This window comes from Spirochaetota bacterium, assembly GCA_038043445.1.
Taxonomy (GTDB): domain Bacteria; phylum Spirochaetota; class Brachyspiria; order Brachyspirales; family JACRPF01; genus JBBTBY01.
The window spans coordinates 1-26,774 of the sequence record JBBTBY010000054.1 but is presented as its reverse complement, the minus strand read 5'-3'; the positions used below and the strand labels follow the sequence as shown (position 1 = coordinate 26,774).

The 26,774-nt window shown below is 55.7% G+C and carries 15 protein-coding genes; 5 read left to right on the top strand and 10 right to left on the bottom strand.

The window, feature by feature from the left end; all coding sequences use genetic code 11:
• Nucleotides 1-21 precede the first annotated feature (21 nt).
• The 3 genes from AABZ39_08040 to AABZ39_08030 all read left to right on the top strand — a co-directional run bounded on the left by AABZ39_08040 (nt 22) and on the right by AABZ39_08030 (nt 7,387).
• Complete coding sequence (locus AABZ39_08040; protein MEK6794710.1) at nt 22-3,018, top strand: DUF4838 domain-containing protein; 2,997 nt, start codon at nt 22-24, stop codon at nt 3,016-3,018.
• Between the two features lie 117 nt (nt 3,019-3,135).
• Nucleotides 3,136-4,365 carry a hypothetical protein gene (locus tag AABZ39_08035; GenBank protein ID MEK6794709.1) on the top strand — a complete coding sequence of 410 codons (1,230 nt, stop codon included), beginning with the start codon at nt 3,136-3,138 and terminating at the stop codon, nt 4,363-4,365.
• Nucleotides 4,366-4,864: 499 nt separating this feature from the next.
• Entirely contained in the window at nt 4,865-7,387 is a 2,523-nt protein-coding gene (locus AABZ39_08030; protein MEK6794708.1) for a hypothetical protein, read from the top strand.
• 22 nt (nt 7,388-7,409) lie between these two features.
• On the opposite strand, the gene AABZ39_08025 is transcribed toward AABZ39_08030, so the two are convergent.
• The 10 genes from AABZ39_08025 to AABZ39_07980 form a co-directional block, all read right to left on the bottom strand.
• Complete coding sequence (locus AABZ39_08025; protein ID MEK6794707.1) at nt 7,410-8,240, bottom strand: AraC family transcriptional regulator; 831 nt, start codon at nt 8,238-8,240, stop codon at nt 7,410-7,412.
• A gap of 178 nt (nt 8,241-8,418) precedes the next feature.
• Entirely contained in the window at nt 8,419-9,570 is a 1,152-nt protein-coding gene (locus AABZ39_08020; GenBank protein MEK6794706.1) for a Gfo/Idh/MocA family oxidoreductase, read from the bottom strand.
• Between the two features lie 60 nt (nt 9,571-9,630).
• The gene (locus tag AABZ39_08015; protein MEK6794705.1) at nt 9,631-10,986 is read right to left on the bottom strand and encodes an enolase C-terminal domain-like protein; all 1,356 of its coding nucleotides are present in this window, start codon (nt 10,984-10,986) and stop codon (nt 9,631-9,633) included.
• A 220-nt stretch (nt 10,987-11,206) separates the two neighbouring features.
• The gene (locus tag AABZ39_08010; GenBank protein ID MEK6794704.1) at nt 11,207-12,145 is read right to left on the bottom strand and encodes a Gfo/Idh/MocA family oxidoreductase; all 939 of its coding nucleotides are present in this window, start codon (nt 12,143-12,145) and stop codon (nt 11,207-11,209) included.
• A gap of 138 nt (nt 12,146-12,283) precedes the next feature.
• Nucleotides 12,284-13,204, bottom strand: a complete 921-nt coding sequence (locus AABZ39_08005; GenBank protein MEK6794703.1) for a sulfatase — start codon at nt 13,202-13,204, stop codon at nt 12,284-12,286.
• Nucleotides 13,205-13,286: 82 nt separating this feature from the next.
• Nucleotides 13,287-14,363, bottom strand: a complete 1,077-nt coding sequence (locus AABZ39_08000; GenBank protein MEK6794702.1) for a uroporphyrinogen decarboxylase family protein — start codon at nt 14,361-14,363, stop codon at nt 13,287-13,289.
• Between the two features lie 25 nt (nt 14,364-14,388).
• Nucleotides 14,389-15,525: a Gfo/Idh/MocA family oxidoreductase gene (locus AABZ39_07995; GenBank protein ID MEK6794701.1), complete on the bottom strand. Its 1,137-nt coding sequence runs from the start codon at nt 15,523-15,525 to the stop codon at nt 14,389-14,391.
• Nucleotides 15,526-15,547: 22 nt separating this feature from the next.
• On the bottom strand, nt 15,548-17,785 hold the full coding sequence (locus tag AABZ39_07990; protein ID MEK6794700.1) for a right-handed parallel beta-helix repeat-containing protein: 2,238 nt from the start codon (nt 17,783-17,785) through the stop codon (nt 15,548-15,550).
• The gene (locus tag AABZ39_07985) at nt 17,782-18,789 is read right to left on the bottom strand and encodes a Gfo/Idh/MocA family oxidoreductase (GenBank protein ID MEK6794699.1); all 1,008 of its coding nucleotides are present in this window, start codon (nt 18,787-18,789) and stop codon (nt 17,782-17,784) included. Before AABZ39_07985 ends, AABZ39_07990 begins: the two co-directional genes overlap by 4 nt.
• Before the next feature lie 105 nt (nt 18,790-18,894).
• Nucleotides 18,895-19,884: a hypothetical protein gene (locus tag AABZ39_07980; protein ID MEK6794698.1), complete on the bottom strand. Its 990-nt coding sequence runs from the start codon at nt 19,882-19,884 to the stop codon at nt 18,895-18,897.
• A gap of 130 nt (nt 19,885-20,014) precedes the next feature.
• Between AABZ39_07980 and AABZ39_07975 the strand changes: the two genes are divergently transcribed.
• Both AABZ39_07975 and AABZ39_07970 read left to right on the top strand, forming a co-directional pair.
• Nucleotides 20,015-22,912 (top strand): AAA family ATPase, encoded by a 2,898-nt coding sequence (locus AABZ39_07975; GenBank protein ID MEK6794697.1) that lies wholly within the window; start codon nt 20,015-20,017, stop codon nt 22,910-22,912.
• Nucleotides 22,913-23,010: 98 nt separating this feature from the next.
• The coding region (locus AABZ39_07970) for a protein kinase (GenBank protein MEK6794696.1) at nt 23,011-26,774 on the top strand (3,764 nt) is incomplete at its 3' end.

Genomic DNA, 26,774 nt, shown 5'->3' with positions numbered 1-26,774 from the left:
CCCCTGCCGCGGAGTGATGGTATGATGCATGCAGCAAAATCCTTACAGTTCTTCCTGCTGATGACGCTTGGCGTATTCTCTGCGGAAGCAGCGACTGGCGTTGCAGATCCATGGACATCGAAGGCGCTTTCGCCCGTATCGCTCGAACTGAAAAAGGACATACCGCCGCTTACGCTGTGTGCCGATGGTAAAGCCGCCTGCGACATCGTCATACCGTCATCGGGGGAGAGATCGTCCTATTATAAAGAGGTAGCAGAACGTCTGAAATATTTCCTTGATAAAGCGATAGGAGCCGATGTCCCCATCATCACTGACCGGTCATTGCGCAAGGCCATCTATATCGGACCGTCGGAGCATGAATTCGTCAAAGCCGTGTATGCGAAATGCGATGCGCTCCCGCTGGAATCGCTTTCCATCGTGAGTTTTGAGAACGGCATCGTGCTCGCCGGTAGGGATGGACCTTCGCCGGTAAAGGATGCAGGAATACTAGCGCGCGATTCGCAGTATCACAGCCGCGGGACGTTCTTCGCTGTCGCCGATTTCCTTGAGCGCATGCTGGGTTTCCGTTTCTATTTTCCCGGCGATATGGGCATGCATATCCCCGATCTCACCGGGGCAACAGTGATCGTTCCCGCAGTAGCGTATAACGATCGTCCGGTCTTTGCACTGAGGAAATCGTCATACCCCGGGTATGAGACGCTCGATGCGCCGCTCCTGAAGGTGGACGCGAAAAGACGGGTGCTCTGGGACAGGATGCTCCGCTCAGGCGACGTGCTCTATGAGAATTTCGGACATACCGATGTGTATTGGCATGAATTCTATGCGAACGAACATCCGGAATACTTCGCTCTCCGCGATGACGGCACGCGGGCAACGGGCGATCGCGGCACGCATTCCTCGCAGCGCTGTTATGCGAGCGAGGAGGGCCTCAGGGAACATGTGCGGCAGATAGAGCGTTCGCTTGCCGGCGAAAGTAATGCGCGGCTTTTCAACGCCTCCTGGTATGCCCCCAACGGGAAATATATTTACTGGTGGCCGAATGACGGCTATAAAGGATGCGCCTGCGACGGATGTATGAAACGCACCGACTTGAACGCGCCGCCGTATGCGATCTATTCGAAGATAATATGGGATTACGCACTGCGCCTCTCTCGCGCTGTTGCAGCGAAGTGGCCGGATAAGGTGCTCAAGGTGCCCATTTATCCGTACTATGGCGCCATCCCCGAGGGCGTGGTCGTACCCGAGAACATTGCGCTTAATATCGTGAAGTTCGGCACCGGGCGGGCGCCTGCCGCCTACCTCAAGGAACCCGATTATTGGAATGATGCCGTTGAAGAGATAGATGCGCTCAACAAACGCTCGAAGCAGAAATTATGGATATGGGTGCATTACCCGCACAGCCCGCGCATCAGGGACTCGGTAATGATACCGTATCCAGTACCGCATTATATGCAGAAGTTCATGATGCTTAACCGCGAGAAGATATCCGGGCTCTATCTCAACGGACACTCCATGTCTTCCTACGCGTTCGACGGGCTTATGGTCTATCTCTGGCAAAAGCTCCTCTGGAATCCCGACATCGATGTCGATGCGCTTGTCGATGAATTCTCGCTCCTCTGGGGACCGGCTGCCGGCGAGATGAAGGAATTCCACAAGCTCCTTATCGACCGCTGGGAGAACGTGAAGTGGGAGAACATACCGGCACCCAAAGAATTCAATTTCAATATGCCGCGCTCCGTCGTCTGGGAACGCACCTATACGAAGGACGTGCGTGCGCGTCTTCTCTCGCTCCTCGATGCGGCGCTGGCGAAGACGAAAGCGGGTACGATATATGCCGCGCGTGCGGAGTACATGAAGAAAGGATATGAGCCGTTCTTTGAGCAGGGCGTGCGCCATGACGCGAATGTCGTGTTCAGCACGGACTGTCCGCGTTCTACGCCGGTCATCGACGGCGACCTCGGCGAATGGAATGAACCGATATCGCTCGTTGATAATCGCACCGGAAAGGCGGCCGATGAACGTACGCTCATCTACACCGCCCATGATGATGCGGCGCTCTATATCGCCGGGAGCGCGTTCCAGAAGACGCCGTTCAAGACGATCGTACCGGGCGCGCGCGATGCATCGCTCTGGAACAATGATTCCATCGAGATATTCATTTCAGCCGATCGCGAGGGTATCAAGGAGGCGGGCATGTCGGTCACCGCGCAGTATCATCATCTTGTCATCGACACGTCTGGTGCGGTGTACGATGCCTATCGCGGCATATCGCAGAAAAGCGAGGATAAAAAGGTCGATATCGAGCATGAGCTGAGAACGAAACGTTCGGACGGCAGATTCGACTTTGAGATGCGCATACCGTTCACATCGCTCGGGGCCATCACACCGTCGGCGGGCACCGAATGGGCCGTGAATTTCTACCGCACCAGGATCGGCGACAGGCCCGAGGAGAGCCGTGCATACGGCTGGTCGGCGACACTCAGCGGTTTCCATCAGCCGGAGAAATTCGGCATCCTTTCCTTCCCGAAGCGAAAGCTCTGGGAAAAACAATTCACTGCGGCCGCGGATACCTTCGTCGTTGAAAGCACGCCGGCGAACGCGGAGGTCCGCATCGATAACCGTGACGGGAGATGTTTTATCCATGTGACAACATCACCGGGCACCGTGCAGAAGGAATTCAAGATCGTACTTAAGGACATACCCGACCGCGCCGCGGAGGGTCACGCCGTCGTCGAATGGAAGTATGAATGCCAGGGCAGCGGGCTCAAGCGAATACGCTCCTACGGAGCCGACACGAAGGCGAAGCTCACCCTTGAGAATATCACCAGGGAATTCGGCGCGAATGACGGCGGCGTACCCATCACCGTGCGGCACGAGTTCACGAAGGATAAAAAAACGCTGCGAGCGGTGACATATTTCGCCGTCGGTATGCTCCCGCTTGCCGGTGCAGATTTCACGCTCATCGTCGACCATGTCAGGGCGTACGATGCGAAGTCGGCGGGAGCGACGGACAGATGATCGCCGGTACGGGCTCATCTGCGCGCACATGAGCCCCAAAAACAGTATGAATTTATACGTCATTCGGTCATAGTCGATCATCTATCCATACATACCTTTCATGATGAGAGGTAGAACATGGACACAATGAGCGTAGTGCGGAAGAACATCGGCTGGTTCAGGGATTCCGGCATCATGCACCCCGCCGACGGATACTGGGGTGTCGCTGAACGCATCATCACCGGTCTTTCCCCGGATGCTCGCGCGCAGGTGAACCGCTCCTTCCCGTTCCAGACGGAGCTCGGCGGCGGCGTTACCGTGCTCGAGCATCGCCGGCCCGACTGCAATTTCGAAACGGCATATGCCTTATCGCTCGCCTCGCGTTATCTTGGCGATCAAAGCCTCTCATCGGCCGCACATGCCATAGTGGATTTCTGCACGAAACGCAGCGGTCTTCGCTGCACCGATGATATCCCGCAGAAAGATCTCTGGGAATTCTATCAGCCGGTCAGAAAACCGACGTTCTATATCGACGACAATTCATGGGTCATCACCTTCCTGCTGCTCCTCGGCCGCACAGTGCCGGCGTATCGGGAGATGGGAATAGCCGCAGCGCGAAAGCTCCTGCTGCTGCTGGGGCCTTATACCGAATTCCTCCGCACGAACGGCGTACGCCTATTCCCGGATTCCGGAAAGATACTATCAGGATTGAGCACGAACCCGCACTGGATGGGACTTGTCACGATGGCATTTGCGCATGCGGCGGCGGTCGATCCGCAGACCGATTATGCCGGTTTTGTCGAGACCTATTATGAACGATACGCGCTCGCCGGTCCGCCGAAGGATGACCGCTATGCGGGTCTCTCGCGCCGCGGGCTCCCGTGGTCGCTTTCGGAATATGCCTATCTCACGCTCACCGCGTCGATATGCGCAAAGCATTTCAAGAGCGACCGCATACGTTCAGTTGCACGGACAGCGGCGGATATTCTCATCGGCGCGCAGCAGGAGGCAGGGAACTTTCCCGCGGAACACGGCGAATCGCCCGCCGGTGAACATCTTGTCGATCTTATCTATACGCAGAACTGGGCCACACTCGGGCTCTTGCACGCGGCGATACTGTTCAACGATGACCGGTATAAAACCGCGGCAGAGAAGTCGCTTGAACTCCTTGCGAGGATACAGGATACAAGCACTTCAAAACATTTCAACGGATGCTGGCGCGGGATGTACGACATTCAGAAAAGAACATGGGGTGGCGGCGACCACTATGAAGGGGGTGCGGGCAGTATATACTCGGGATGGACGAATGCACCGATCATGCTGGCCTTCCTTTTTTCGGTGACAGGGGAAACATTGTTCTCTGAATAGAAATACGGCGAATGGTCTGGGTATTCCAGCCGTCGCGGAGAGGCTATGGATACACGTATGGACGGAAGTTGGGTTTTTTTCCCATTTGCCGGGAGCGTTATTGCAGTGTATCATACTGTTTGACAGGATGGGAAAGGAGAGTACGCATGTTCACACTATCAGCAGGCACACAAAGAACGCTTAGTCTCGTTGCCGTCATTCTTTGCTGCTCTCTGTCCGTTGAGGCATCAAAAACTTATTGGCAGAATAATTTCGAAAATGAGGGATCGCTGAACTCTTTCGCCTACGGCCCCGCGTACGCAAGCGCCAACTGCGCCGGTGAGATTACCGCCGAAAAAAATTCGGCGACCCCGGAATATCGATCATCTATAAAGGCCTGTCTTCCGTAAATTATTTCGAAGGGAAAAAGGCGCTCCGCCTGTCGTTCCGGAACAACGGCGCATCCACATTCGTCTATTTTTACGAGCGCTTCCCCGCCGACATGGCGATTGAGCCTGGTATGAAGTTCGGCGGTTTCCTCAGGCGTTCCGGTAATGAAAAAATGCTGGTAAAAATAGCACCGCGCCTGCGCGCGAAACTCCTCGCAAGCGATACGACAAAAGAATTCGAACTTCGGCCCGGCGGCTACGCGGTATTCGGCGGTCTCGCAAAGCAGTCAAAAGAGGACTGGTATGCCATCAGCGTCTCGCTGTATGGCGAAGCGCTGAAGTCATGCCGGGAAATGAAATGCGACCCCGACACCGCCGTTGTGACGGGATATGCCGTGCTTGTCAATGATCCGCCTTCCGGAGAGACGGTTGATCTTTTTATCGATGATCTCAGCTTGTACAACAACATGGCGGAAAGCGGCCGCGGCGAGAAAAATATCGCGTTCGGTCGTTCGTACACATGGAACATCGCACCTGACGCGTTCAAGGACGGCTATCAGGGAAATCCGATGTGCCGCGATGCGAACGACGCGGTACAGCTCACCGACGGAGAGCTCGCCGAGCGGTGCTGGTGGGACCCGCGTACCGTCGGCTGGTGGCAGGAGGCACGCTATGTCAATATCTCCATCGATCTCGACGGGAACATGCCGGTTGACACGGTCGCCGTGCATCTCTCGAGCGAGGCATCGGGAATACGTGTGCCCGCCTTATGCAGGGTGTTCATCGGCAACACAACAAATGAATTCCGTCTCATCGGTGAACTCAACAAGGCACAGGCATTATCCCAGTGGCGCATGCGCGACAGCATCGGCATGCAGGACAATAACCCTCACGGCTGGATCACGCTCAGCGGTCTTCGCGGCAAAGGCAGATTCCTCACCGTATCACTTATCGCATCCACGTTATATCTTGATGAGATCTGCGTGTACGCGGGGACGAACGGCATATCCGCCGCGGACCAAAGGATCGCATACACATCACCGGATATCACCCCGTTCTACCGGCAGCCGCGTGCATACATCGCCCGCGAAGTGCTGACCCCTCTCGTATTGAACGAGGAGAAGAAAGGCGGGCAGCATCTGCTCTTCTATCTTCCGGAGGGTATAGCGATCGTTGCCCCGTACGCACGGACGAACGATGCGATAGTCGAGAACGGCCGTCGCATCACTCCGGTCGAAGTGAAGAATGCGGAGGAAGTGTTTCTCGTGTCGACATCTGCTCCCGGGACCGTTTCCGATATCCGCATCGTCGGCGGCGCATCATCTTTGCGCGCAGGCACCGAACAGCGGCTTATTGTTGAAACGATATCGATACCCGCTGTTGAACCGTTCAAAGACCTTTTACTGTCATCATCATTCGTCGATTTTGCTTTCTGGCAGCGATGGCCCGATGTCGTCAATAATTACCGGCGCATCGGATTGAATCTTTTCACCCCATTATCCGGCAATGACTACTATTACCGTCTCTGGAAAAGAACCGACCTTGCGGTGACGAACATGCTTGACGCTGCCCGGAATGCCGGGCTTGTCGTGGGCGGCAATTACAGCCCGTACTGCAACGTGCAGATAAACACGGTAAAGAACGGGCGCAAGGCATTGTATCTGGCGAACGGAAAGCCGAGCGCGGTAGGATGTCCGCGCGTATACCGCGACGAATACCTTGCGGATGCGGAGAACCAGGACCTCAACAGTGTCCGTGTCGCTGCAGAAGCAAAGCTTGACTTTCTCTTCCTCGATTCCGAACCCAGCTGGGGCGGCGATATCTGTTCATGCTCGGTATGCGAAGCGGCATGGAAAACATACTGCGGACAAAGGAACATCACCTTTCGGGCATCAACTGAATTACCATCCGCTGATGATGCTGCCAAAGCAGCCTATCAGGGTTTCTGGGATGAGTTCTATGTATCGCTTTGGGCACGCTTCAAGTCGCAAGCCCCCGCGACACGGCTCGGATGGTACGGTGTTGCCCCCGGCGGCAAACCGGATTTCGGGAACAGGACGCCGTTCATGCCGCTCTCCCGCTCGAATATTGCCGCGTTCGCCAATCCGACGCTGTATCATATCCCGACCGATGCGCTCGGACAGGAATTGCGGAAGATATACAAAGCGATGCCGGAAGGCATTCCAATGATCCCCTGGATGACATGCGGCGGCGGAACGGTAACGTTCGAACGCACCCCTGAGGATCTGAGGAATCGACTTGCTGTCGCATTCCTCTCCGGAGCGCGCGGGGTGATATTCTGGAGCGCACGCGGTGTGGATGCGCGTGAATATCAGGTGATGAACGAGGTCATTCGGTCGCTGCGCCCGTATGAGGATATTTTGACCGATGGGATACTTCGTGAGGGAACAAATGTGATCGCACCTGATGGGGTAGAAACAGCGTTGTGGACGCGCGGCAAAAGAATGCTCATGCTCATCGCACGTTATACGGAGGGAAACTCTGCCGCGAGCATCTCATCACCCCTCTTTGCCGGTGCACATGCGCAGACGATGATCGGAACACCGGTCCCGATCGAAAGCGGGGGCATGACGATACACTTCAGCGGCAGTGAAAAAGATTCCGTACAGCTGTTTTTCATCGCCAGGGAGTGATGCGGCAAGGAGCAGTAAGCACTCATTTCACCGCATGCCTCCTGCGATACTCCCGCGGCGACATCCCCGTATGCCGTTTGAACTGACGATTGAAGAGCCCAATATCGCTGAAGCCGGATTCATAGGCGGCATGACCGATGGGCATATCCGTACGTGTGAGGAGTTCGCGGCTTTTCTCGAGCCGGACATGGAGCAGATGTTCCCGTATGGAAAGCCCTGTCGCCTTCTTGAACCGCGCGGCGAGCGAGCGTTTCGGCAATCCGGACGCTGCGGCAAGCGCCTGCATGACATTGCGCTCGGCCCTGTGTTCCTCGATGAACACAATCGCCTGTTTGACCGCGACATCATCAATAGTACACAATCGCCCGGTAATGTCCGTCGGCGATGCGTTCGCCCTGTCAATGAGGAGCAGGAGTTTTCCGACATCAAGGCGTATCACCGAAGCGGCATGCTTCGCACGGCAGCTGAATTCCGCGTGCAGGGAATTGAAGAGCGGAAGGAACAATGTCTTTGCATCCGGGATAGAGATGCGGCTGCAGGACCCGAGCAGCTGCGCGATGCGGGAGGGTGTTATCCCGATACGCAATGACGCGATAAGGTCGGGATACACCGCAATGCTTATCTGCCGATGCGTGATGCCGCGGTCGCTCACGAATGAATGAACATCGGCGGGCGGCGTAACGATGATATCGTTGGATGTGAATCGGCCGCCGCCGAGACCGGTGCAATACCTGCCGCTCCCGGCGACGATATAGGTGAACTCAAAGAAATCATGCGAATGCGCATCGATACGTACGCTCTTTTCAGACGCATACGCGAAGAATGGAAGGTCGCGATGACGATGCGAGATCATGTTCGTTCCTTCGATCCTGAGCGGAGAAAATACCGCGCGAAGAGCGGCGCATACTATGATGTCTTTGTTATCATCCGCTTCATGACAATGCCGTTACGATCGATAGGGATCGCACTTTCCAGCGTACTATACCAGCTTCGTTCGAATTCGCAACCGAGAGGATCGATGATGCGGCGCCTTACGGAATATGCCAGTCCTGCGGGCTCACCGCTACCGGTAATCCCAGCCGTGCTGAATCGAGCGTCTTCAGTATCATCTGATTGACGGCGACCGCGCTTTCCACATCGCAGGGATTCTCGCCCTTGCCTTCCACGTGGGTGAGGAAGCGGTCGAGATGATCGTAATGACCTTTGATCACATTGAGCCATTTTCGCGGACCGCCCGCCGCTCTCTTCTGCTCTTCCGCGGACGCACGATAATATCCGCCAATGCCTTCACCGCCCCATTCGCTCCCTTCCGCGTAGGGGAAGAACTTCTGTACTGCTTCATCGGCCATGCCTATCTGGCGCACCTCGATGTGCTGCTCCATCGCCACCGTGATGAAATTCTTCGATGCCTCGAAAAGCTCCTTGGGGTAATCGAAATTGCCGACCATGGTATGCTTCATCGTGGTGAGCGACCCGTCCTGGAAGCGCACGAGTATCGTGAAATTCCCGCGCGGTGAGCCTTCCGCATATACGCGCACCGGCTTCGAGTCGTTCAGCCAGAGCGCAATGTCCATGAAATGCACCATCTCGGCATGCAGTATCCCCTCTTCGTCGCGGAACACCCACGGCTTCCAGCTCCTGCTGTCGTCGTTCACGCGCATGAGGAGCTGCATCGCATGTTCTTCGGGGATGAGCTCGCGTTCCGCCCGGCGGCTTACCGACGGCGCGGCGCCTTCCGGTGTCCGCTTTGCTTTATCGATGAGACGCTTGAACTCGAGCATGGCGGGGCTTGACCGGCGATTATGCCCGACACAGACGGGGCGCTTTGTCTTCCGAACGGCATCGATGATGCGGTGCATATCGGCGCGGCTGGGCGCGAGCGGTTTTTCCGTGTACACCGCTTTCCCCTTCTCGAGCGCCGGAACGATGAAATCGCCGCGGAGATTGGTGTGCGTGCAGAGAATGCAGATATCGATATCGTCGGCATCGACTATTTTCCGCCAGTCCGTTTCCGAACGCTCGGCGCCGAATTCCTTTCTGCAGAAGTCCGCCGTGTCAGCGTCCACATCGCAGACAGCGGCGAGCTGCATTCGCGGGTTCTTCTTTGCGCTGGGAAGATGTGCCCCCTGCGCGAGCGCTCCGCAGCCGACCACGGCAACGCGATGTATTTTCTGTGATGCCATATCCTCTCTCCTTTGGCTGTTCCTATTGATCACATTGTCGCGGAAAGGGGCTGGAAATCGTTATTCATACGCCAAGCCTTTCTTCCCGTGCAGGCATCCTGTCCGTATCACGCCGTCTTTGCGTGAAAATAATTCCGGCAGGCGCTTCGCATCGACGGCGCTCGTATGCGGAATGAACTGGAAGGCGTTCGACTCCACGCCCTTGACCGTACTGATGCGGGCGGCAAACCCGGCGCTTGCGATGAGCGATAACCCCGGGTTCGTGAGGTCCTGCACCGCATACGGGAGTTTTTTCGATCCGGCCATCGCGGCATAGATGAGCGCCGATGAAAGACCTTTGCACACCTTAAGCGCAAAGCCGCTCCATCCCTGTTCGAGCGCACAATTCATCGTTTCAATATCGAGCATGCCTTCGTCGACGAGGACGGGTTTTATCTTCGCGAGCGGCCGCATGTCATGCGCTGCTTTCGCTATATCGCGCGATGTCGGTTGTTCGATGTAGAGAAGCGCCGCGAACGCACGCGCATTCTTTTCTTTGAGCTTCTTTGCGTACTCGATATCGAATGCAGGGGTGTCGCACATCTCGTTCTGATCGATGGTGAGATAGTACTCATTGATACCGAGCCGTGCCGTCGTTCTCTCTATGCATTCGGCGACGGCAAGCGTACGCGCAACATCCTCTTCCACCGCTTTCCCTTTGAGCTTTACCTTGAAGCAGAAAAGCCGGTCCTGTTCTATCCATTCTTCGAGAGAAACGGGATAGCCGTCCGAAGGATCATCCTTCGTGACTTCGCTCCGGTAGAGCTTATCAACGCCGCCGACGAGATGGAACACCGGAAGTGACGGAAGATAATCCCTCTTCAGAAAATCGGCGATGTATCGTCCGCGGAGCGGTGCGCCGAGATACCGGGAAAGGTCATCGTCCATGGCGTCCTTGCCGTAGAGATCGTACGACGATACGCCGGCGGCAAGACCCATTGCATCATGCATCGCCATATCGATCGGCGAGGAGCAGACGAGAGCAGCGAGGAACGGGAATGCCTCTTTCAGCGAATGCTCGGCAGTCATCTCAGTACAGAGCTGCTTGAGATGCGGTTTGCTTTCCATGTACATATCAACGGGATGTCCGTAACCGACATAGCCCTTGATATAGGAGAGATACTTCCTGCACATGTCGCGCATGGCTGCGTCTTTCAACTCGTGCGGTATGCTGAGTACGGGGAAGGCCCAGAGATCGGAAAGGAGTATCTGCCCGCGCCCCGTCGCACGCTTTCCGGCCTTGTTCTCGACAGTGATGCTCGCGGTCGCTTTCGTTACCGCAGTGACTACGCCCCCGCCGAACATGAGCGGCGTGCGGAGTTTCTCGTCGGTGAACTCGATCGATGCATCTTTGACTGTGATATAGTTGGGCTTCATAAACGCACCCCTATCCCCCAGCCCCTTTCCACCCGTGGCGGCTTTGCCGCCAGCTGCGCCAAAGGCGCACGTCTGAGAGGAGAAAGGGGAGCGCTTGTTGCCGAGGAGAAAATATTTTGCGGAATGAATAAATAATTTTTGAATTCAGTTGCATTCAATTTTACTCCCTTTCCCCTTATAAAGGGAAAAGGGTCGGGGATAGGGGTTGTTCCTTGTTCCTTCATACATACATCTTCTTCGCCGCTGCGGCGTATTCCTTCTCGAATTGAGCACCGGAGTATCCGGGATCGTTCTCCGGAATGTCGGTGAGCGCAACTTCTTTGCCGCCGTTCTCCCGCGAAATGCGAGCGGCAAGCATTATCTTCACTGACTCGGTGATGACCGGCATCGGCGAGAGGACGTTCTTTTTCGTCTTCATGGAATCGATAATGCGCGTAAGGAGCGCGGCATATAACTTCGACGTATCGACACGGAAATGATGCGTTGTCTTTGTCGTCTGCACCACGACATCGAAGGGCTGCCAGGTGCCGCTGAACGTATTATACGCGGCCGTTACCCCGCTCGAAAATCGGATGAAGAACGTTTCGCACACCTTCCCCTCGGATGTCGAGCGCCCGACGAATTTGGCCGATACTGCGCCCGTACCGAGCATGCCGCCGAACGCTTCCACGATGTGCACCGCGTAATTGAATTCATCAACGCCGGATGTGCCGAACACATTGAGCACCTTTCCTTTGTCGGCTTCGCTTTTCCCCGCGAACTCGACGACTTCATCGCAGTACCGCGCTGACGATGAGCCGAGTATCACGGCACCTTCTTTCTCAAGCGCTTCTATCTTCCGGCAGTCCGCCAGATTTCCCACGATGGGCTTGTCGATGAATACCGGCTTCCCTTTTTTGATGACGGGGAGCGCATGGACAAGGTGTTTGTCCCAGTTGCAGTCATGTATGAATACGATATCGCATGCGTCAGCGAGTTCTTCCATGGAAGTGCAGCGCTTCTCAAGGCCGTTCTTTTTGACGAAGCCGTCCACTTCATCATCACCGCGGAAACCGTCGTTGAAGATGGCGACGTAGCGTGCGTCATCGCCTTTCGCGAGATACTCCGCGAACGCCTTGGGGTGCGAGGTGTCTATGTTGCATGCTCCGATGCGTATCATGTCGTGCTCCTGTGACTGAGATATGACAATAATATAGGCACAATGACGGTATTGAACATACCGGGAATTGACTAATTCTTACAGCGGATTGACCAGTCCAAAATACGCACCCGCTTGTCCGGATAGCCGGCGCCATGATCACTGCCCCGCGAGGATATCCTTCATTATGGTGCCCGTGCCGGTCGGCATGGCGACGGAAAGCAGATACGCGGCGGTCGCAGTGACATCGGTCTGATCATGCGGCGTATCGCTCACGATCCCGCGGCGTATATCCGGTCCTGCGGCGATGCAGAGGATATGGCGGCATCCTTCGCAGGTACAGGAGTGGCTCACGTACCCGTTCTTGACCCCGTCGAGGTGTCTGCCATGGTCATTCACGATGAAGAGCGTCGTTGTGTCACGAAGCACGCTATCCTTCTGCACTATACCCCAGATATGCACGGCATAGCGGTCGATCATCATTATAGCAGCGAGATAGTCTTCCCACTTGTTCTTGTGGCCGTAAGCATCAGGGTCCTTGAAATTGACGATCATGGCTGCCGGGCGATGATTCGTGAGCACGAAGCAGCTGTTGCTGAATGTGATCGCATCTTCGCGATACCCGCCGCCGCCGGCACCGTCCTTCCCGCAGTCGATCGCCGGGTTGAACGTATCCCATCCAGGAGCTGTGGTTCCAGAAAGCACATGAAGCTTGTCTTTGCTCGTGATCACCCATGCTGCTGTTCTCGGTAACGCATACTGCTTTCTAAGGTAATGGAATATGCCGGGATTCGCGGGGAGCTCTTTACCGCCATTATTGATGACCTGATCTGTCCCGGTGCAGAGCGCGGTATGACCTGCGGTCGTTTCCGTGTAGCCGGTATTGCTGCATGCGGTGAGCACCGCACCCTTCGGGGCTATCTGTGATGCGATCAGCGGTATGTATTTTTTCTCCGGCTCGCCCCACGTCTCCGTCCAGCGTGCACCGTCCATGACGAGAATGACGATGTGTTTTGTTCTCAGCGCACCGAATATCGGCAGCGTGAAGATGAGCACGGTAAAAAGAAAACGCAACAGCATAGATACTCCTTATCCATACTATACATCATGTGTGCCGATTTTACAGATACATGCCGGTGCGGGCAGGACCGAAAGGCAGCCCTTACGCGGATCGACTGCCGTATTTCATAACACATTCGATGAGAAAGCGATAATCGCTGAACGATACCGTCGGCGGCACCGAGTGATCGATATGATAGATATATCCGCCGCCAACCGCAGCTGTCGTCACTTTCGTTCGGACTTCCTCTTCGATGGCCGCGTGGTCGCCTGCTGCGACAATGTCGGCATCGATATTACCGAAGAACGTTATGTCACCGCCGTATGCGGCTTTGAATTTGCGTACATCATTGCCTGCGCGCGCTTCGAGCGGCTGTATCACATCGAATCCGGTCTCGATGAGGAGCGGGATGAATTCACGGACATCACCGTCGCAGTGGAGTATCATCGCAAGGCCGTGCTCATCGCAGAATGCGCGGAAGCGGCGGTGTACGGGCTGAACAATACTGCGGTAGACAGCGGGCGAGAAAAGCATGCCGTTCTTGAAGCAGAGATCGGAATAGAACCAGAGCGCATCCGCGTGCGGCTTTTCTATCCGCATGATGTCGCTGAGCACAGCGAGCATAAGGTCGGCATACTCGTGCATGATACGTGCGGCGGCTTCCGGTTCGCACATGAGCGCAGTAAGCCCTTCTTCGAATCCAAGCAGATATTCGATGAACACCCATGCCGGATCGCGAGGGACAAGCGCCACAAAGTCGCCGCGTGTGACTGCGGCAGTAAAGTCGCTTGTGAGCGCATTGCCGAGTCGTTTCGCGTGATCGACCACTATGTGCTTTCTGATGATGCTCCAGTCGGCGATCGACTTCATCGGATGCGTAAGCGTGACCGGTGTCGACGATGAATTCTTCCATGCTTGTATCGTCCTTCCGCAGCTGTCGGTATATATCCTATGCTCGTTATTCTCTTCAATGGTCGTTTCAGGGAAGCCGAAGCCGCAGTCGAAATAGATGTGTTTGATGCGGTCAAGCCCGAGCAGCGCCCGCACATCGGATCCCGGGGCAAGACCTTCGTGCTCCCAGCGTGCTATCGTCTCAGGCCAGTATGATGTGTCTACCATCGGAATTCGATCTATCGGTGTGCGGTGTATCGCTCCGAGTATACGTTCACGGGATGTCATGTACTGCTCCTTGCGTGCGAAACAACTACCGCAGCGAGATGATCCCGTCCGTCCTGCTCCGTATCGCCGCCTGCGCAAGCGCACTCGCGGTAAGCGCGTCCGCCGCCGTTGCCGCGCCATCCGGTTTTTTCCCGTCAACGATGCACCGTGCGAAATGTTCGAGACAGGCGCGCCATCCCTTGTCCACCATATAATTCCAATTCGGTGCACGGTCCATGAACGCTTTCGCTTCAGCGAGATCATGCTCGTTCATACTGCCGCCGGCTATTTTCTCGCGCAATTCCCATGCCATGCGGCGTATCGCGCGGAGCGCATCCGCCCCCTCTGCGGCAAGCAGGAATTTGTGCATATACTCTTTCAACGGGTGCGTATGCCCCGCGAAGGTGTAGCGATGGTCGGTATCGGAAAATCCGTACGCGGTGAGTTCGGAAAAATCCTCGATGAATACCCCGCCCTTATCCGCGATGATCTCCAGATGCTCCTTTGGCATATCCATGGTCGCGTAGCCGCTGTTCATTATCGTCGCAACGGCACCATTGGCGAATGTGAGCGTGTATATTTCATCGTCCGCACGCGCGGTCGCTGTGTATAGTGATACCACATTGCTACCGGTGAACCACCGCAGGATATCGAACACATGGCATACTTCGTGGATGACGCGGACACCCGGGGGATTGTTCTTTCCCCATGACCAGTATTCATCCGAGATGCGGTAGTAGATGTTTTTCGCCCCGCCGTGCGCATCGATGAGATTTTTTGCCTGCAGATATGCGGGCGCGAAGCGACGGTTGAAACCGACAACGACATGCCTGCCGGTCTCGCGCTCAGCTGCGACCACCTCGGCGCATCGCTCCGGTGATTCTGCGAGCGGTTTTTCCACATAGACGTGTTTTCCCGCGCGCAGTGCCTCTATCGTGAGCGGGACCTGCGCATCCTCTTTTGATGCGATGACGACGGCATCGATCTCCTTATCTTCGAGTATGCGCTTGTGCTCCGTGACAGCGTTCTCGACAGCGTATGTCTTCTGCATCGCCTCGACGACATCCCTGCGCAGGTCGCATATCGTTTTGAGACGTATGTTCGGCGCGCGGGTGAGATTGGGCAGATGCTGCGACTGCGCTATGCCGCCGGTGCCGATGAGACCGAATGTTGCTTTTTTCATGGCATGTTCTCCGATGTTCCATTTATTTCCGTATTTCGATAAGCGGGTCCCATTCGGTCGCATCGCTCGCATTATTCTTTCCGCAGTGTACTGTAAAGTTGATGATGTCCCCGGGTGACACGTCGCATGCTATGTCATGCTTGACCGGGGTGCCGACGGGGACCTGCTCTGTCCAGATGACGGTGTCGTTCTTCAGTATGGAACAGATCACTCCGTCGCTGCCCTTGCCGCTTCCTGCTATCGCCGCTGTCCCGGTGATGCGAAGACGCGCGGCAGCGTCCGCCATATATGAGCGTACCGCATCGAGCGTACTCCCGGGGTGCATCACGGTCGCATAGATAACGCAGTAGGGCTCGGGGCCTTCCCACATCTTTTTCGCGGCGGTATAGGTCATGTCGGAAGACCCGCTGGCTCCGCGGTATCGATAATGCCAGCCGCCTTTGCCCTGCTCGGCGCTGAACGCGGATGATGCGCTTCGGCGTATGGAGCGGGTCACCGAAACACCCTGAATATCCGAAATATCGGTCGATCCGCTGACGAATGATGATCCGAATTCGCCCATACTCGTGACGGTATTCGCATCAAATCGAACAGAGCGCACACGGTCAAGCCAGACCACCGACCGAGTATCGATGCCGCGGCTTTCACCTCTCGGCCAGAGGTCGGCATGCGTGTCCCGGAAATGATTGCCCCGTACCGATATGTCGCTCGCGGATGTGATGAGCAGATTCACGCCAAGGCATCGCTCTATCGTATTCCCTTCTATTGTGATAGCGCTCTGCGTCCCGGCGGCGGCGTATGAGGATTGTCCGTATGCGGTTATGCTGATAATACCTGCTTGGAATGACCCGGGGGTAGCCTTTTCATACCCGCAGTTGCGTATGGTATTATTGCGTATCATCACATTGTGCGATCTTCCGGATTCGAGGTAACCGGTTATCTCAGGGCTTAAGACAATAGCCGCCATTGAGGAACCATCGATGGTATTGTTCTCAATAACACCCTCGGATGCCTTGATGAGCATGCCGCGTGCGCGGTGATCCTTTATCGTATTGCCCCGTATGGTGAAATGATCACCATTGAGCGCCGGCACATCGAGGAGATCGCCTGCTGTTACCGTAATGTCACGGTCGAAGGTCAGCGTGTAGAACGTTTTCATTTGACCGCGCGTGTAGGGGACAATATAATTCGGCAATTTATCGATGGCCCCCTGCAGTGTCGTGCATTCATCGGCGCTCATCGGCGTAACACCGGTGACCTTCAGGCGCGCGTATTCAGTGCCGTCGCTCCCGCGCATGAATGCAACGGTGCTGTCCGCGGTGAACGGATAGGGCTCCCGCTGCGCTGCGACTACGGCCGTTCGCCCTCCCCCGGACATGATGAGTGAGTAATACCCGTGCAGTGCGATGCCGTCATCGCCGATACCTTCGATACGACAGTTCTCTATATGCGGTCCCGGCGAGGTGTTGAACACATGTATGCCGTCCCTGCATATCGATTTGAGCCGCGATTCCTGTGCGCCGGGGGGTGTAGGTCCATAGGTGACACGGCAGTTGCGGTAGCTGTTGCCGCCGCCCTGATGATCGAGCACGGCGAAGTTGTGGGTGTTGAAGATGGTGACAGAATCGAGCGTGCAGCCGCGCGAGCCTTTGAGGCTGAACCCATGGCCGCCTTTTGTCCTCAGCCTGAACGCAATGAGGTCACCGGGTGCTATGCCGCTCAAGCTTGACCAGTTGACCTTTGTGCCGCGCCATACGCCGCTCTTCGGTCCGGTGAACGTCACCACTATGCCGTGCGTCGGCATATTCGTTTTCCACAGCCGCGTCTCTTTGTCATACACCTGTATATCAGCGTGGATGTCCCCGCCCTGCGGAACGGGGTACCCTGCATGCACGGCGTACTCGAACCACGCCCCTGCGGGATCGATATTGATCACCGTTCCCTGAGAGAAATTCAGCGGATCGCAATCGATGGTAAGTCCCCGTATCGTGACATTGCTGCAGTCTATCATCTGAACGATGTCCGTAGAATCCAAAGCGATGATGGTCACGCCGTCGGCATTGACCGTGAAGTTCGAAACAGCGATGATCGACAGATGCGCTGTCGGGGACGACGCCATGCGGTATACGCCCTTCGGGATGGTCACTTCCTTCTTGCCGGCAGCATAGGCATCACGTATGAGATCGTTCACGTTCATCACCCCTTCACCGGCGAGAAATGCCGCAGCCGTACAGAGCACCATGAGGGTACGGTGCATCATAACGTATATTCCCGTGCATCGATCGCCACCGGTTTTCCCGACGCTATCGACTCGTTCACTTTATAGCTTATCACCGCAGCGCGCGCCGCTTTTATCGGTCCGTTGGGCGCTTGTGTGTCATTCAGTATCGCATCAGCAAGCTGATCGATCTCTGAGACCTGTCCCTTGTCCTGTTTGGGGAGCGTCTCCGTCTGTTTGCCCTGCCCGCTGAACCCGTAATGGTCCATCGAGGTGAAATCGTGTATCATGATTGCTTTTGCCGCACACACGATCTCCGTCGATTCCTTCGGGAATGCCGGACAGCCGTCGCTCGCGATGAGCGTAGTTCCGACCGAGCCGTCCGCGAACGTTATCGTCACGATGCCGCTGTCGGGTATTTTCACGATGGATGGATCGAGGAACGTACCGCCGGATGCGAATACCGAAACGGGCGGGGCTTCGACAAGTTCGCAGAGGAGGTCGAAGATGTGACAGCCTTCACCGACGAAACGTCCGCCGCCGACCGACGGATCATGCGTCCAATGCGCTGCCGGGAACGGTCCCTGGATCCGGTGATAGATGAGCTTTTTACCCTTTACCGTATCGAGCATGCCGCGTGCCTTGACGATAAGCGGCGCCATACCGCGATTGTATCCGACCGTGTATTTGACCCCGTTCGCTTTTACTGCGGCCGCTATCTCGCGGCATTCCGCGGCGTTCATAGCCATGGGCTTTTCACAGAACACATGCTTGCCGGCGTTCGCCGCCTGTATCGAGAGCGGGGCGTGCGAATCGTGGCGTGTCGTGATGAACACGGCATCAACGGCGCCGTCGCTGATCACCCGGGCGATATCCGTTGTGGCGTACGAAGCTTTCGTCGTTGCCGCCATATCGTCCGCTGCCTTCGCATTGATGTCGGTGCAGGCATGGATGCGGTATTTCGGGTTCGCGAGGAGATTGGGTACATGCATGACGCGGGCGAACATGCCGCAGCCGATAAGTCCGACAGAGATAGGTTCGTTCATGGGCGTCCTCCGTGCGTTGATGCAGATAGTGTACGAACGGAAGGTCGTTCCTGCTATAATGCCGATTGACATTAATTTACAGCGGATTGACCTCGGGAAGAACGCTTATTTCAATATCATGAAATAGAGGAGCGTGGCGAGCGCCGAAAGGAAAAGCAGTCCACCGAGCGCCCATATCATGATGCGGACAAGGGGTGTTTCCTTGTCGCGTGTTTTCACCGGGGAGAGCGTACCGAGTTCGGAGGGCGCGTCGCCCCGCTTGATCTTAACCGCTTCCGTTTCGAGGACCTTCGTATAGATGTTCTCCGCGAGTTTTATCAGAAGTGCGCATTCACCCTTTTCGCCGACGCGTTTCTCTACCACCCGTCCGCTCACCGGAAGCACCTTGCCGTCGACAATGGCGTTCAGCCGCATATTGACGGCCTTCTCCCGGTCGGTATTGTTGTTCACTCTGACCATTATCTCATTACCCGTCATGACATCGTATACGGGCACACCGCTGACCGGTGCGAGCACAAGCGACGCCGTAACATAGGCGGCTTCTCCCTCGGGGGCTTTCAGGTCGGAAAGGAGCGATGTCGCCCCGCCGCCGCCGGCACCGGGGCTGGCGAAATTCTCGACAGGTGCCGCAGCACTACCGCTTGAAAGCTCGGCCGTCGTCGTTGTCTCAAATGCGGCATCGAAGAGGACGTTCTTATCCCCGACCGCCTGCGTGACATGCTCGGAAATGAGGGGGATGAGCTGCGACGGCTCATTGTTCTCTTCATTCGTCAATATCTCATCCGCCGCATCCTCATCGATGGACAGCAGAAGATTGTTCTCTATCGTCTTTGACAGCGTGGTATTAAGCTCGTTCTTCGACCGCTTGGAGGCGGCCTGCGCCGCTATTTCGGACCACCCTGCGAGGGGATTGATATCGTCAAAGAACGAGGCATAGTGGGAGAATGCGCAGACGTCGGACTGGAACTTCCGAAGCCGCTTGTTTATCATGATACCGATGATGCCGTACGTACTCGTCGCTATGGAGCGCACGCGCACCTTGAGAATGACTATCGGGTCGCCGCCCGCAGCCGTTGATTTTTCCGAATCACCCATCGCTTGATCCTGTGATGCATTCCTGCTTTTCACGGACATTCTATACGGAGAGTATCATCGCGTCAATACCCCGAATGATTTACTTTTTTGCCCGGTATGATAGAATACGCCCCCTTGCAGGAAGCCGCAGATGAACGCATGCGGCGTAGAGCGATCAAGGACGATTCTCATCATGCTCATACAGCGCCTCAACATGTTCGGCTTCAAGACCTTTGCCGATGAAACGCTCATCGATTTCGAGCAGGGCGTCACGGTCGTGCTCGGTCCCAACGGCACCGGGAAAAGCAATATCGTCGAGGCGTTCCTCTGGATACTCGGCGAACAGAGCCACTCGAACCTGCGCGTCGACCGCAATGAGGGTATGGAAGGCCTCATCTTCCGGGGCACCGAAGAGAAGAAACGTTCCGGCTACGCTTCGGTCGCACTCACCTTCGATAATGCGGATCACTGGCTCCCCTATGATACGCCCGATGTGAGCGTCAAGCGGGAGTTCTTCCGTTCCGGCGAAAGCAATGTCTTCATCAACGATACACCGGTACGGCTCAAGGACCTCACCGACCTGTTTCTCGGCACCGGCCTCGGCAAGAACGCCTATTCCGTCATCAAGCAGGGGACGGTCGACAAGATAGTCGAGCAGACGCCCGAGGAGCGCCGCTACCTCATCGAAGAGGCGGCGGGCATAAGCAAGTATATCGAGAAGCGCAAGGAAGCGCTCCACAGGCTCGAGGAATCGGACAATAATCTCACGACGACGCGTACGACGCTGCGCGAAGTGGAAAAGCAGTACCGGTCCCTCAAGGAGCAGGCCGAACGGACGGAACGGTACTATCGCCTGAAGGACGAGATGAAGAAGGCGATGATAGACATCAATCTCTGGCACATCGTCCGCGCCCGGGAGATGGAAAAGTCGCTCGCTGCGGACATCACCGCGCTCAATGAAAAACGCACGATGATAGAATCCGAATTCGCTGCGCTCGGCGAACGGAAGAAAGACGAGCTCATGCGTTTTGAACAGGTCAATGCCGAGGTGCTGCGGCTGGACAAACAGGTATTCCAGGCGTATACCGATATCACGCATATACAGCAGAACGTCAACTCACTCTCCGGACAGCGCGCCAACACCGCGTCCGATCTTGCCGATGCCAAGCAGCGCAAAGGCAAATTCGAGGAGAAATTCGCCGCCTGCAACGGCGAGCTTACGCGCCTTGAGCAGGAACGCAATACCATACACGATACCGTCAACACGCTCTCCGCGGAGCAGGACACGCATATCGTGCACATCGAAGAGGAGAAGCGGCGCATCGAATCTGCAACGGCGCGCCGCACGGAGATCGGATCGTCGATAGCAGCGCTCAACGAGCGCATACAAAGCGCACGGGTGAAGCAGAAAGAGCTCATCGACAAGATAATATCCGAGATCGACACGAAAAAGCGCGATGTGGAAAAGCTCTCGATCTATCAGAACAGGGACAAGCTTGAGAACGACATCGAGATAGGGTTCTCGAACATACTGTCATCGCTCGACGGGAAAATGGGGCGCATCGCGGAGTTCGAATCGCTCGGTGTGCTCACTACGTACAGCGAGACCAATTTCAAGCGGCTGACGGAGTTCGTCGCGCTCCTCAGGGAAAAGCTCGATATCGAACGCAAAGAGACGAATTTCCTCAAGCAGATATTCGAGGAATACAACAAGATAAAGGACCCGTTCCTCGAGCTCCTCTTCGCGAAGGAAGGGACCTATCGCCAGAAGGAGACCATAGACCAGGAAATAGCGGTCTGCGAATTCGATATCGTCCGTTTCAACCGCGATGTCGAGGCGCTCGTCCGCGAGATAACCGAGGCGCGCGAGGCCATCGAACGTGCGAACGCCCGCATCGCCGCGATAAGCGTGGAAAGCGCGCGGCTCACCGAGCAGTTCTCGGGCATCGAAGCGAACATACTCCGGGTGACCGGCGAACGCACCGAGGTGGAGCAGGAGCTTTCGCAGTCCGCCGCCCGCATCGAGAAGCTCGAGCATTTCCTCAAGAACATCGAGACCGAACACACCTCCGGCAATACGCGGCTCACGGAGCTCCGCGAACGGCACAGCGCGCTCGAGAAGGAATTCAAGCAGAAGAGCCGCGAGCAGAAAGAGGCGCAGGAGAACATAAGCGGTTTCGAGGAGAACATCACCCGTCAATTCGCCAAGCTCGAAGAGATAAAGGAGCAGGGCAATCGCCTCCAGCAGCGCTTCATCGACACGCAGGGACGCATCGAGAATATCTACACCAATTTCTACGAGAATCATGCCACCGATCTCCGCGAATTCGAGAAGCAGGCGCAGGAAAAAAAGATAGACGAAGAGAAGCTGCGCGAGAAGATAGAGAAGCTCAAAGAGCAGATAAAAGAGCTCGGCAGCATCAATGAGATGGCGCTCGATGAGTTCTACGAATCAAAGGAACGTTTCGAATTCCTCACGGCGCAGAAAGACGACCTCGAGAAGGCGCATGCGGAGATAGTCAAAGTAATAGAAGAAAGCAATCGTGAAGCGACGACGCTTTTCCGAAAGGCGTTCGACGAGATAAACGCCAATTTCGAGGAGATATTCGGTCTGCTCTTCGCCGGCGGACGTGCGGGGCTTACGCTCACCAACGAGGAGAACATCCTTGAGACCGGCATAGAGATATTCGTGCAGCAGACCGGCAAGAAGCGGGAGAACATCGTCTCCAATTCCGGCGGCGAACGCTCGATGATCGGCCTCGCCCTCATCTTCGCCATATTCAAGGCGCGCCCGTCGCCCTTCTGCATACTCGACGAGGTGGACGCGGCCCTCGATGCAGCGAACGTGATACGCTTCAAGGAAATGGTCGCGCGCTTCTCCGAGAAGACGCAATTCCTCATCATCACCCACAATGAGATAACCGCGACGATAGCGAACACCTATTACGGCGTCACCCAGGCGCAGAAGGGCGTATCGTCGATATTCACCGTGCGCGTGAACAGCGACGGATCGATCAATGACAGCGGGAACGTACGGATAGTGCAATAATCTCTTGACGTTGCCCTCGAAGCAGATATACTGTCCTCACTGAAAGACGACCATGTCGTCCGTGACCATATACAAGGACATGTATTCGGGGGCGTTTCGTGCCGGAAGAGATATCATTCGTTGTCAACACGATGATGCTCCACGTCAGCCGCGAGGGCTTCGTCGATTACTGCAACAATGCGTTCATAAAATTCGTCGGCATTCCCAAAGAGCAGGTGATCGGCGCTGCGTTCGAGTCGATAGTACGCCTTCCTGGCGGTGAGATATTCAAAAACGTAGAACTCCCGGGACCGAAGGAAAAGAAACAGTTCTCCGGAACGAACAGCGCCGGCCGAACATTCGAGATAAAGGCGGTAGGGGTCGGCGGCGGCGCTGATATAACGATGACCGAGAAGACCGAGCTTGAGCAGCTTCGCGCCTATGTCGGCAGATATATCCTCAAAGGCATGGACGATCTCACCGATGACGAGAAGTCCACGTTCGCCATACCCGAAAGGCGATTCATGTCGGTATCGTTCACCGACCTCCGCGGGTTCACCGCCATGAGCGAGAAGATGCGCCCCGAGGAAGTGCGCGAAACGATAAACGCATATCTCGAAGCGGTGATGAAAGCGGTGGAGGACAACAACGGCACCATCGATAAAATTGTCGGCGATGAAGTAATGGCTTTGTTCGGCGCACCGCGTCATTACAAGGATCATGCGTTGCGTGCGGTGAAGACCGCGCTCGATCAGAAAATGAATCTCCGAAAACTTCAGGAAGAATACCGCAGGCAGGGTAAAGTGATGCCCGAATGCGGCATCGGCGTCAATACGGGAGAGATGGTGGTCGGGAATATCGGCAGCGAAACTCGGATGAATTATACCGTGCTCGGCTCGAGCGTGAACATCGCGGCGCGTTTGTGCGGTGCTGCGCAGAGCGGGCAGGTCATTTGCACGCCGGCGACGCTTAAGGAGATACTGGAGAATCTGCCGGAAGGGTGGGAATCGAAAAAAGAGAACCCCCAACCCCAGCCCTTCCCCCTCAAAGAAGGGGAAGGGAGCGCTCCCCCTTTCCCTTTACAAAGGGGAAAGGGGGCTGGGGGGTTAGGGGTTCCCCTCCACGGCAAAACCGAAGGCATTTTTGAACTGCCGGAAGAACTGCGCGGCGTTGTCGTGAGCGTCGGCCCGAAAGATAACCCCCTGTATAAATTCACCTATCTCTATTCCATAAAAGTGAAAGGCGTCGACGAGCCGCTCCCGGTCATTGAAGTGTCCGGCATTGAGGACGAGAAGGCGCTTGCGTTCACCGCGGGGGATCTCTCGAAGACGATACTCTCGGACGCGACGGACACCGGAGAGAAGGAAAAAGTGTTCGGCCGCTATCGGCTGTTCGGCCTCCTCGGCAAAGGCGGCATGGCGCAGGTATATCGTGCGCGTGACAACTTCGGCAACGATGTCGCGGTGAAAATGCTCCTCGCCGGCGAAGGCGCGACTCCGGAGCAATTGCTCCGCTTCATGCGAGAGGCGGAAGTGATGAAGATGCTCGATCACCGCAACCTCTGCCGCGTCATGGATGTGGGACAGTACGAAGGCATAAGCTATATCGCGATGGAACTGCTCCCCGGCGTGACGCTCGGTGACCTCATGTCCGCATCCGGCGTATCGACGAAAGACAATACGATCAATGAACTTGTTTCGATAGCGGAAGCGGGCGTGGCGGCGAAAAGACACTCACCCCCACCCCCACCCCCGGCCCCTCCCCCTCTCTCACAGGGAAGTGAGAGAGGGGGAGGGGTGAGCGTAAAAGCTGTCCATGGTCTATCCGAATCGCATGCGCTCGCACTTTTTGACGGCGTACTCGCAGGTGTTGCCTGTGCGCATGAAAAAGGAATCATTCACCGCGATCTGAAGCCCGGGAACGTGATGATAAAAAGGAACGGCGATCCTGTCGTCATGGATTTCGGGCTTGCGCGATTTGAACAGAGCGAGGGTGATCTCACCGTTACGCAGCAGGTGGTGGGCACCATCGATTTCATGGCGCCGGAGCAGGCAACGCTCTCGAAAAAGGCCGACGAACGGTCGGATATCTTCTCGCTCGGTGCGATCCTATATTATATGCTTACGGGGCAAAAGTGGTTCGTATCGAGCGGCAATCTCCTCTCCGATGTCGAGGCGATACGCGACAAGAACGTCATCGCTCCGCATACGTGGAACGGCAGGATATCGAAAGACCTTGAGACGATAGTGCTCAAGGCATTGGAGAAAGAGCCGGAACGGCGCTACCAGGACGTGAATGAATTCCGCGCGGATATAGCACGCTACCGTGCGAACGAGCCGATACATGCGCGGCCGCCGAGCATCATGTATGTGCTCTCGAAGAAAGTGCAGAAGCACAGGAAGATAGTCATTCCTTCCGCGGCCGCCGTTCTGCTTGCGTTCATTTCGCTTTTCTTTTTCTACGGCGAACGCTTGAAGGAAGCGGTCACCTGGCGGCTTATCTACACGGATGATTTCTCATACCCGACATCGCAGTTATCGAACAATTGGACGGCGTATTTTTTATCTGATTACAGTACTACCGAAGTTATCCCATTCGGGGATACAACACATTGGCACATCATCTCGAACAGTATCGTCGGATCGAACAAGATCCGTTTCGACAATCTTACGTTCCGTCATCTATTCCATGGTGACATGCGTGTCGAATGGGATGTCCGCGGGTTGTTCCGGAACAATGATTACAATGCCTATATCGCCGGAAGGACGCGTCGCGATGCGTATATGTTCCATGTGGGCGGTTGGGGTTTTGCCAATATTATTACCATGACAAAGGGCAAAAATATTGACAAGATCGCCTATGCCTACCTGCCGGCAAAACTGGTAACGAATAGGACGTACCGATTCCGCATGGAAAAAGAGGGCGAACATATTCGTTTCTTTGTCGACGGGAAGAAATGCATCGATATTGTCGATTACGATATGCTCACGGGAGATGAGCACCGGCAGTTCGGATTCGAGAACAATAACATGAACATACTCGCTATCGATAATGTACGCGTCTATGATCAGCCGCCGGCGAGGAAGATATCGCCGATGGCGGTGGCGAATTCGCTTTATGCGCTCGGCGATTATTCGAATGCCCTCACACGATATACCGAGCTCATTGATGTCTACCCGCGTGAACCGTTCATTGCGAACGCCTTGTTCAAAGCGGCACGCATCTGCATTCGGCTGGGTGATGCGAAGAAAGCCGACAAGTACTTTGAGGACATAGTCAAGCAGGGGCGTTCGAAGGTCCTTGTACCGTACGCTCAAATCGAACGAGCGAAGATATGTCTTGATGTGGATGACACTACGGGAGCCGATGCGCTGTTCAAAAAGTTAGCTGAGCAATATTCGTCTGACAAAACCGTTGCGCAGACGGCGCTTTTCTCGCTCGATGCCTATTGGAATCGGAAACTCACCGCAATAACAGGCATCGGGGATGTGCTGTATGGCGAACAATTAAGAATTTCAGGGGGGACGAATGAGCTCCTCTCGCTCATCACCGCCGGACGTGAGAGCATGCATCGATGGGCTCGGGTGTTCGGGTTTTCACTCACCAACAGCTCATTCCTGCAATACTCGGCCAGCAAGCTCTCCGCGCTCGGCCGTTATGATCTGGTCATCTCTCAATATCCCGAGATAGAGGTGAGTTACCTCGCCTCCCAAATTCGCATGGGAATGTACGACGAAGTGCTCACGAATTCATTCGGCAATCGCTACTATATGTCCGTGGCGGCCCGTAATCTCGGCCGCTTCGACGAAGTACTCTCGAATTTCACCGATCAGCCGCATTCATGCGCAGGAGCATTGATCGACAGCGGCCGTTTTGAGGAATT

Coding starts and splice junctions, on each gene's coding strand:
- AABZ39_08040 (MEK6794710.1), top strand. CDS start 22: ATGATGCATGCAGCAAAATCCTTACAGTTCTTCCTGCTGATGACGCTT.
- AABZ39_08035 (MEK6794709.1), top strand. CDS start 3,136: ATGGACACAATGAGCGTAGTGCGGAAGAACATCGGCTGGTTCAGGGAT.
- AABZ39_08030 (MEK6794708.1), top strand. CDS start 4,865: ATGAAGTTCGGCGGTTTCCTCAGGCGTTCCGGTAATGAAAAAATGCTG.
- AABZ39_08025 (MEK6794707.1), bottom strand. CDS start 8,240: ATGATCTCGCATCGTCATCGCGACCTTCCATTCTTCGCGTATGCGTCT.
- AABZ39_08020 (MEK6794706.1), bottom strand. CDS start 9,570: ATGGCATCACAGAAAATACATCGCGTTGCCGTGGTCGGCTGCGGAGCG.
- AABZ39_08015 (MEK6794705.1), bottom strand. CDS start 10,986: ATGAAGCCCAACTATATCACAGTCAAAGATGCATCGATCGAGTTCACC.
- AABZ39_08010 (MEK6794704.1), bottom strand. CDS start 12,145: ATGATACGCATCGGAGCATGCAACATAGACACCTCGCACCCCAAGGCG.
- AABZ39_08005 (MEK6794703.1), bottom strand. CDS start 13,204: ATGCTGTTGCGTTTTCTTTTTACCGTGCTCATCTTCACGCTGCCGATA.
- AABZ39_08000 (MEK6794702.1), bottom strand. CDS start 14,363: ATGACATCCCGTGAACGTATACTCGGAGCGATACACCGCACACCGATA.
- AABZ39_07995 (MEK6794701.1), bottom strand. CDS start 15,525: ATGAAAAAAGCAACATTCGGTCTCATCGGCACCGGCGGCATAGCGCAG.
- AABZ39_07990 (MEK6794700.1), bottom strand. CDS start 17,785: ATGATGCACCGTACCCTCATGGTGCTCTGTACGGCTGCGGCATTTCTC.
- AABZ39_07985 (MEK6794699.1), bottom strand. CDS start 18,789: ATGAACGAACCTATCTCTGTCGGACTTATCGGCTGCGGCATGTTCGCC.
- AABZ39_07980 (MEK6794698.1), bottom strand. CDS start 19,884: ATGGGTGATTCGGAAAAATCAACGGCTGCGGGCGGCGACCCGATAGTC.
- AABZ39_07975 (MEK6794697.1), top strand. CDS start 20,015: ATGAACGCATGCGGCGTAGAGCGATCAAGGACGATTCTCATCATGCTC.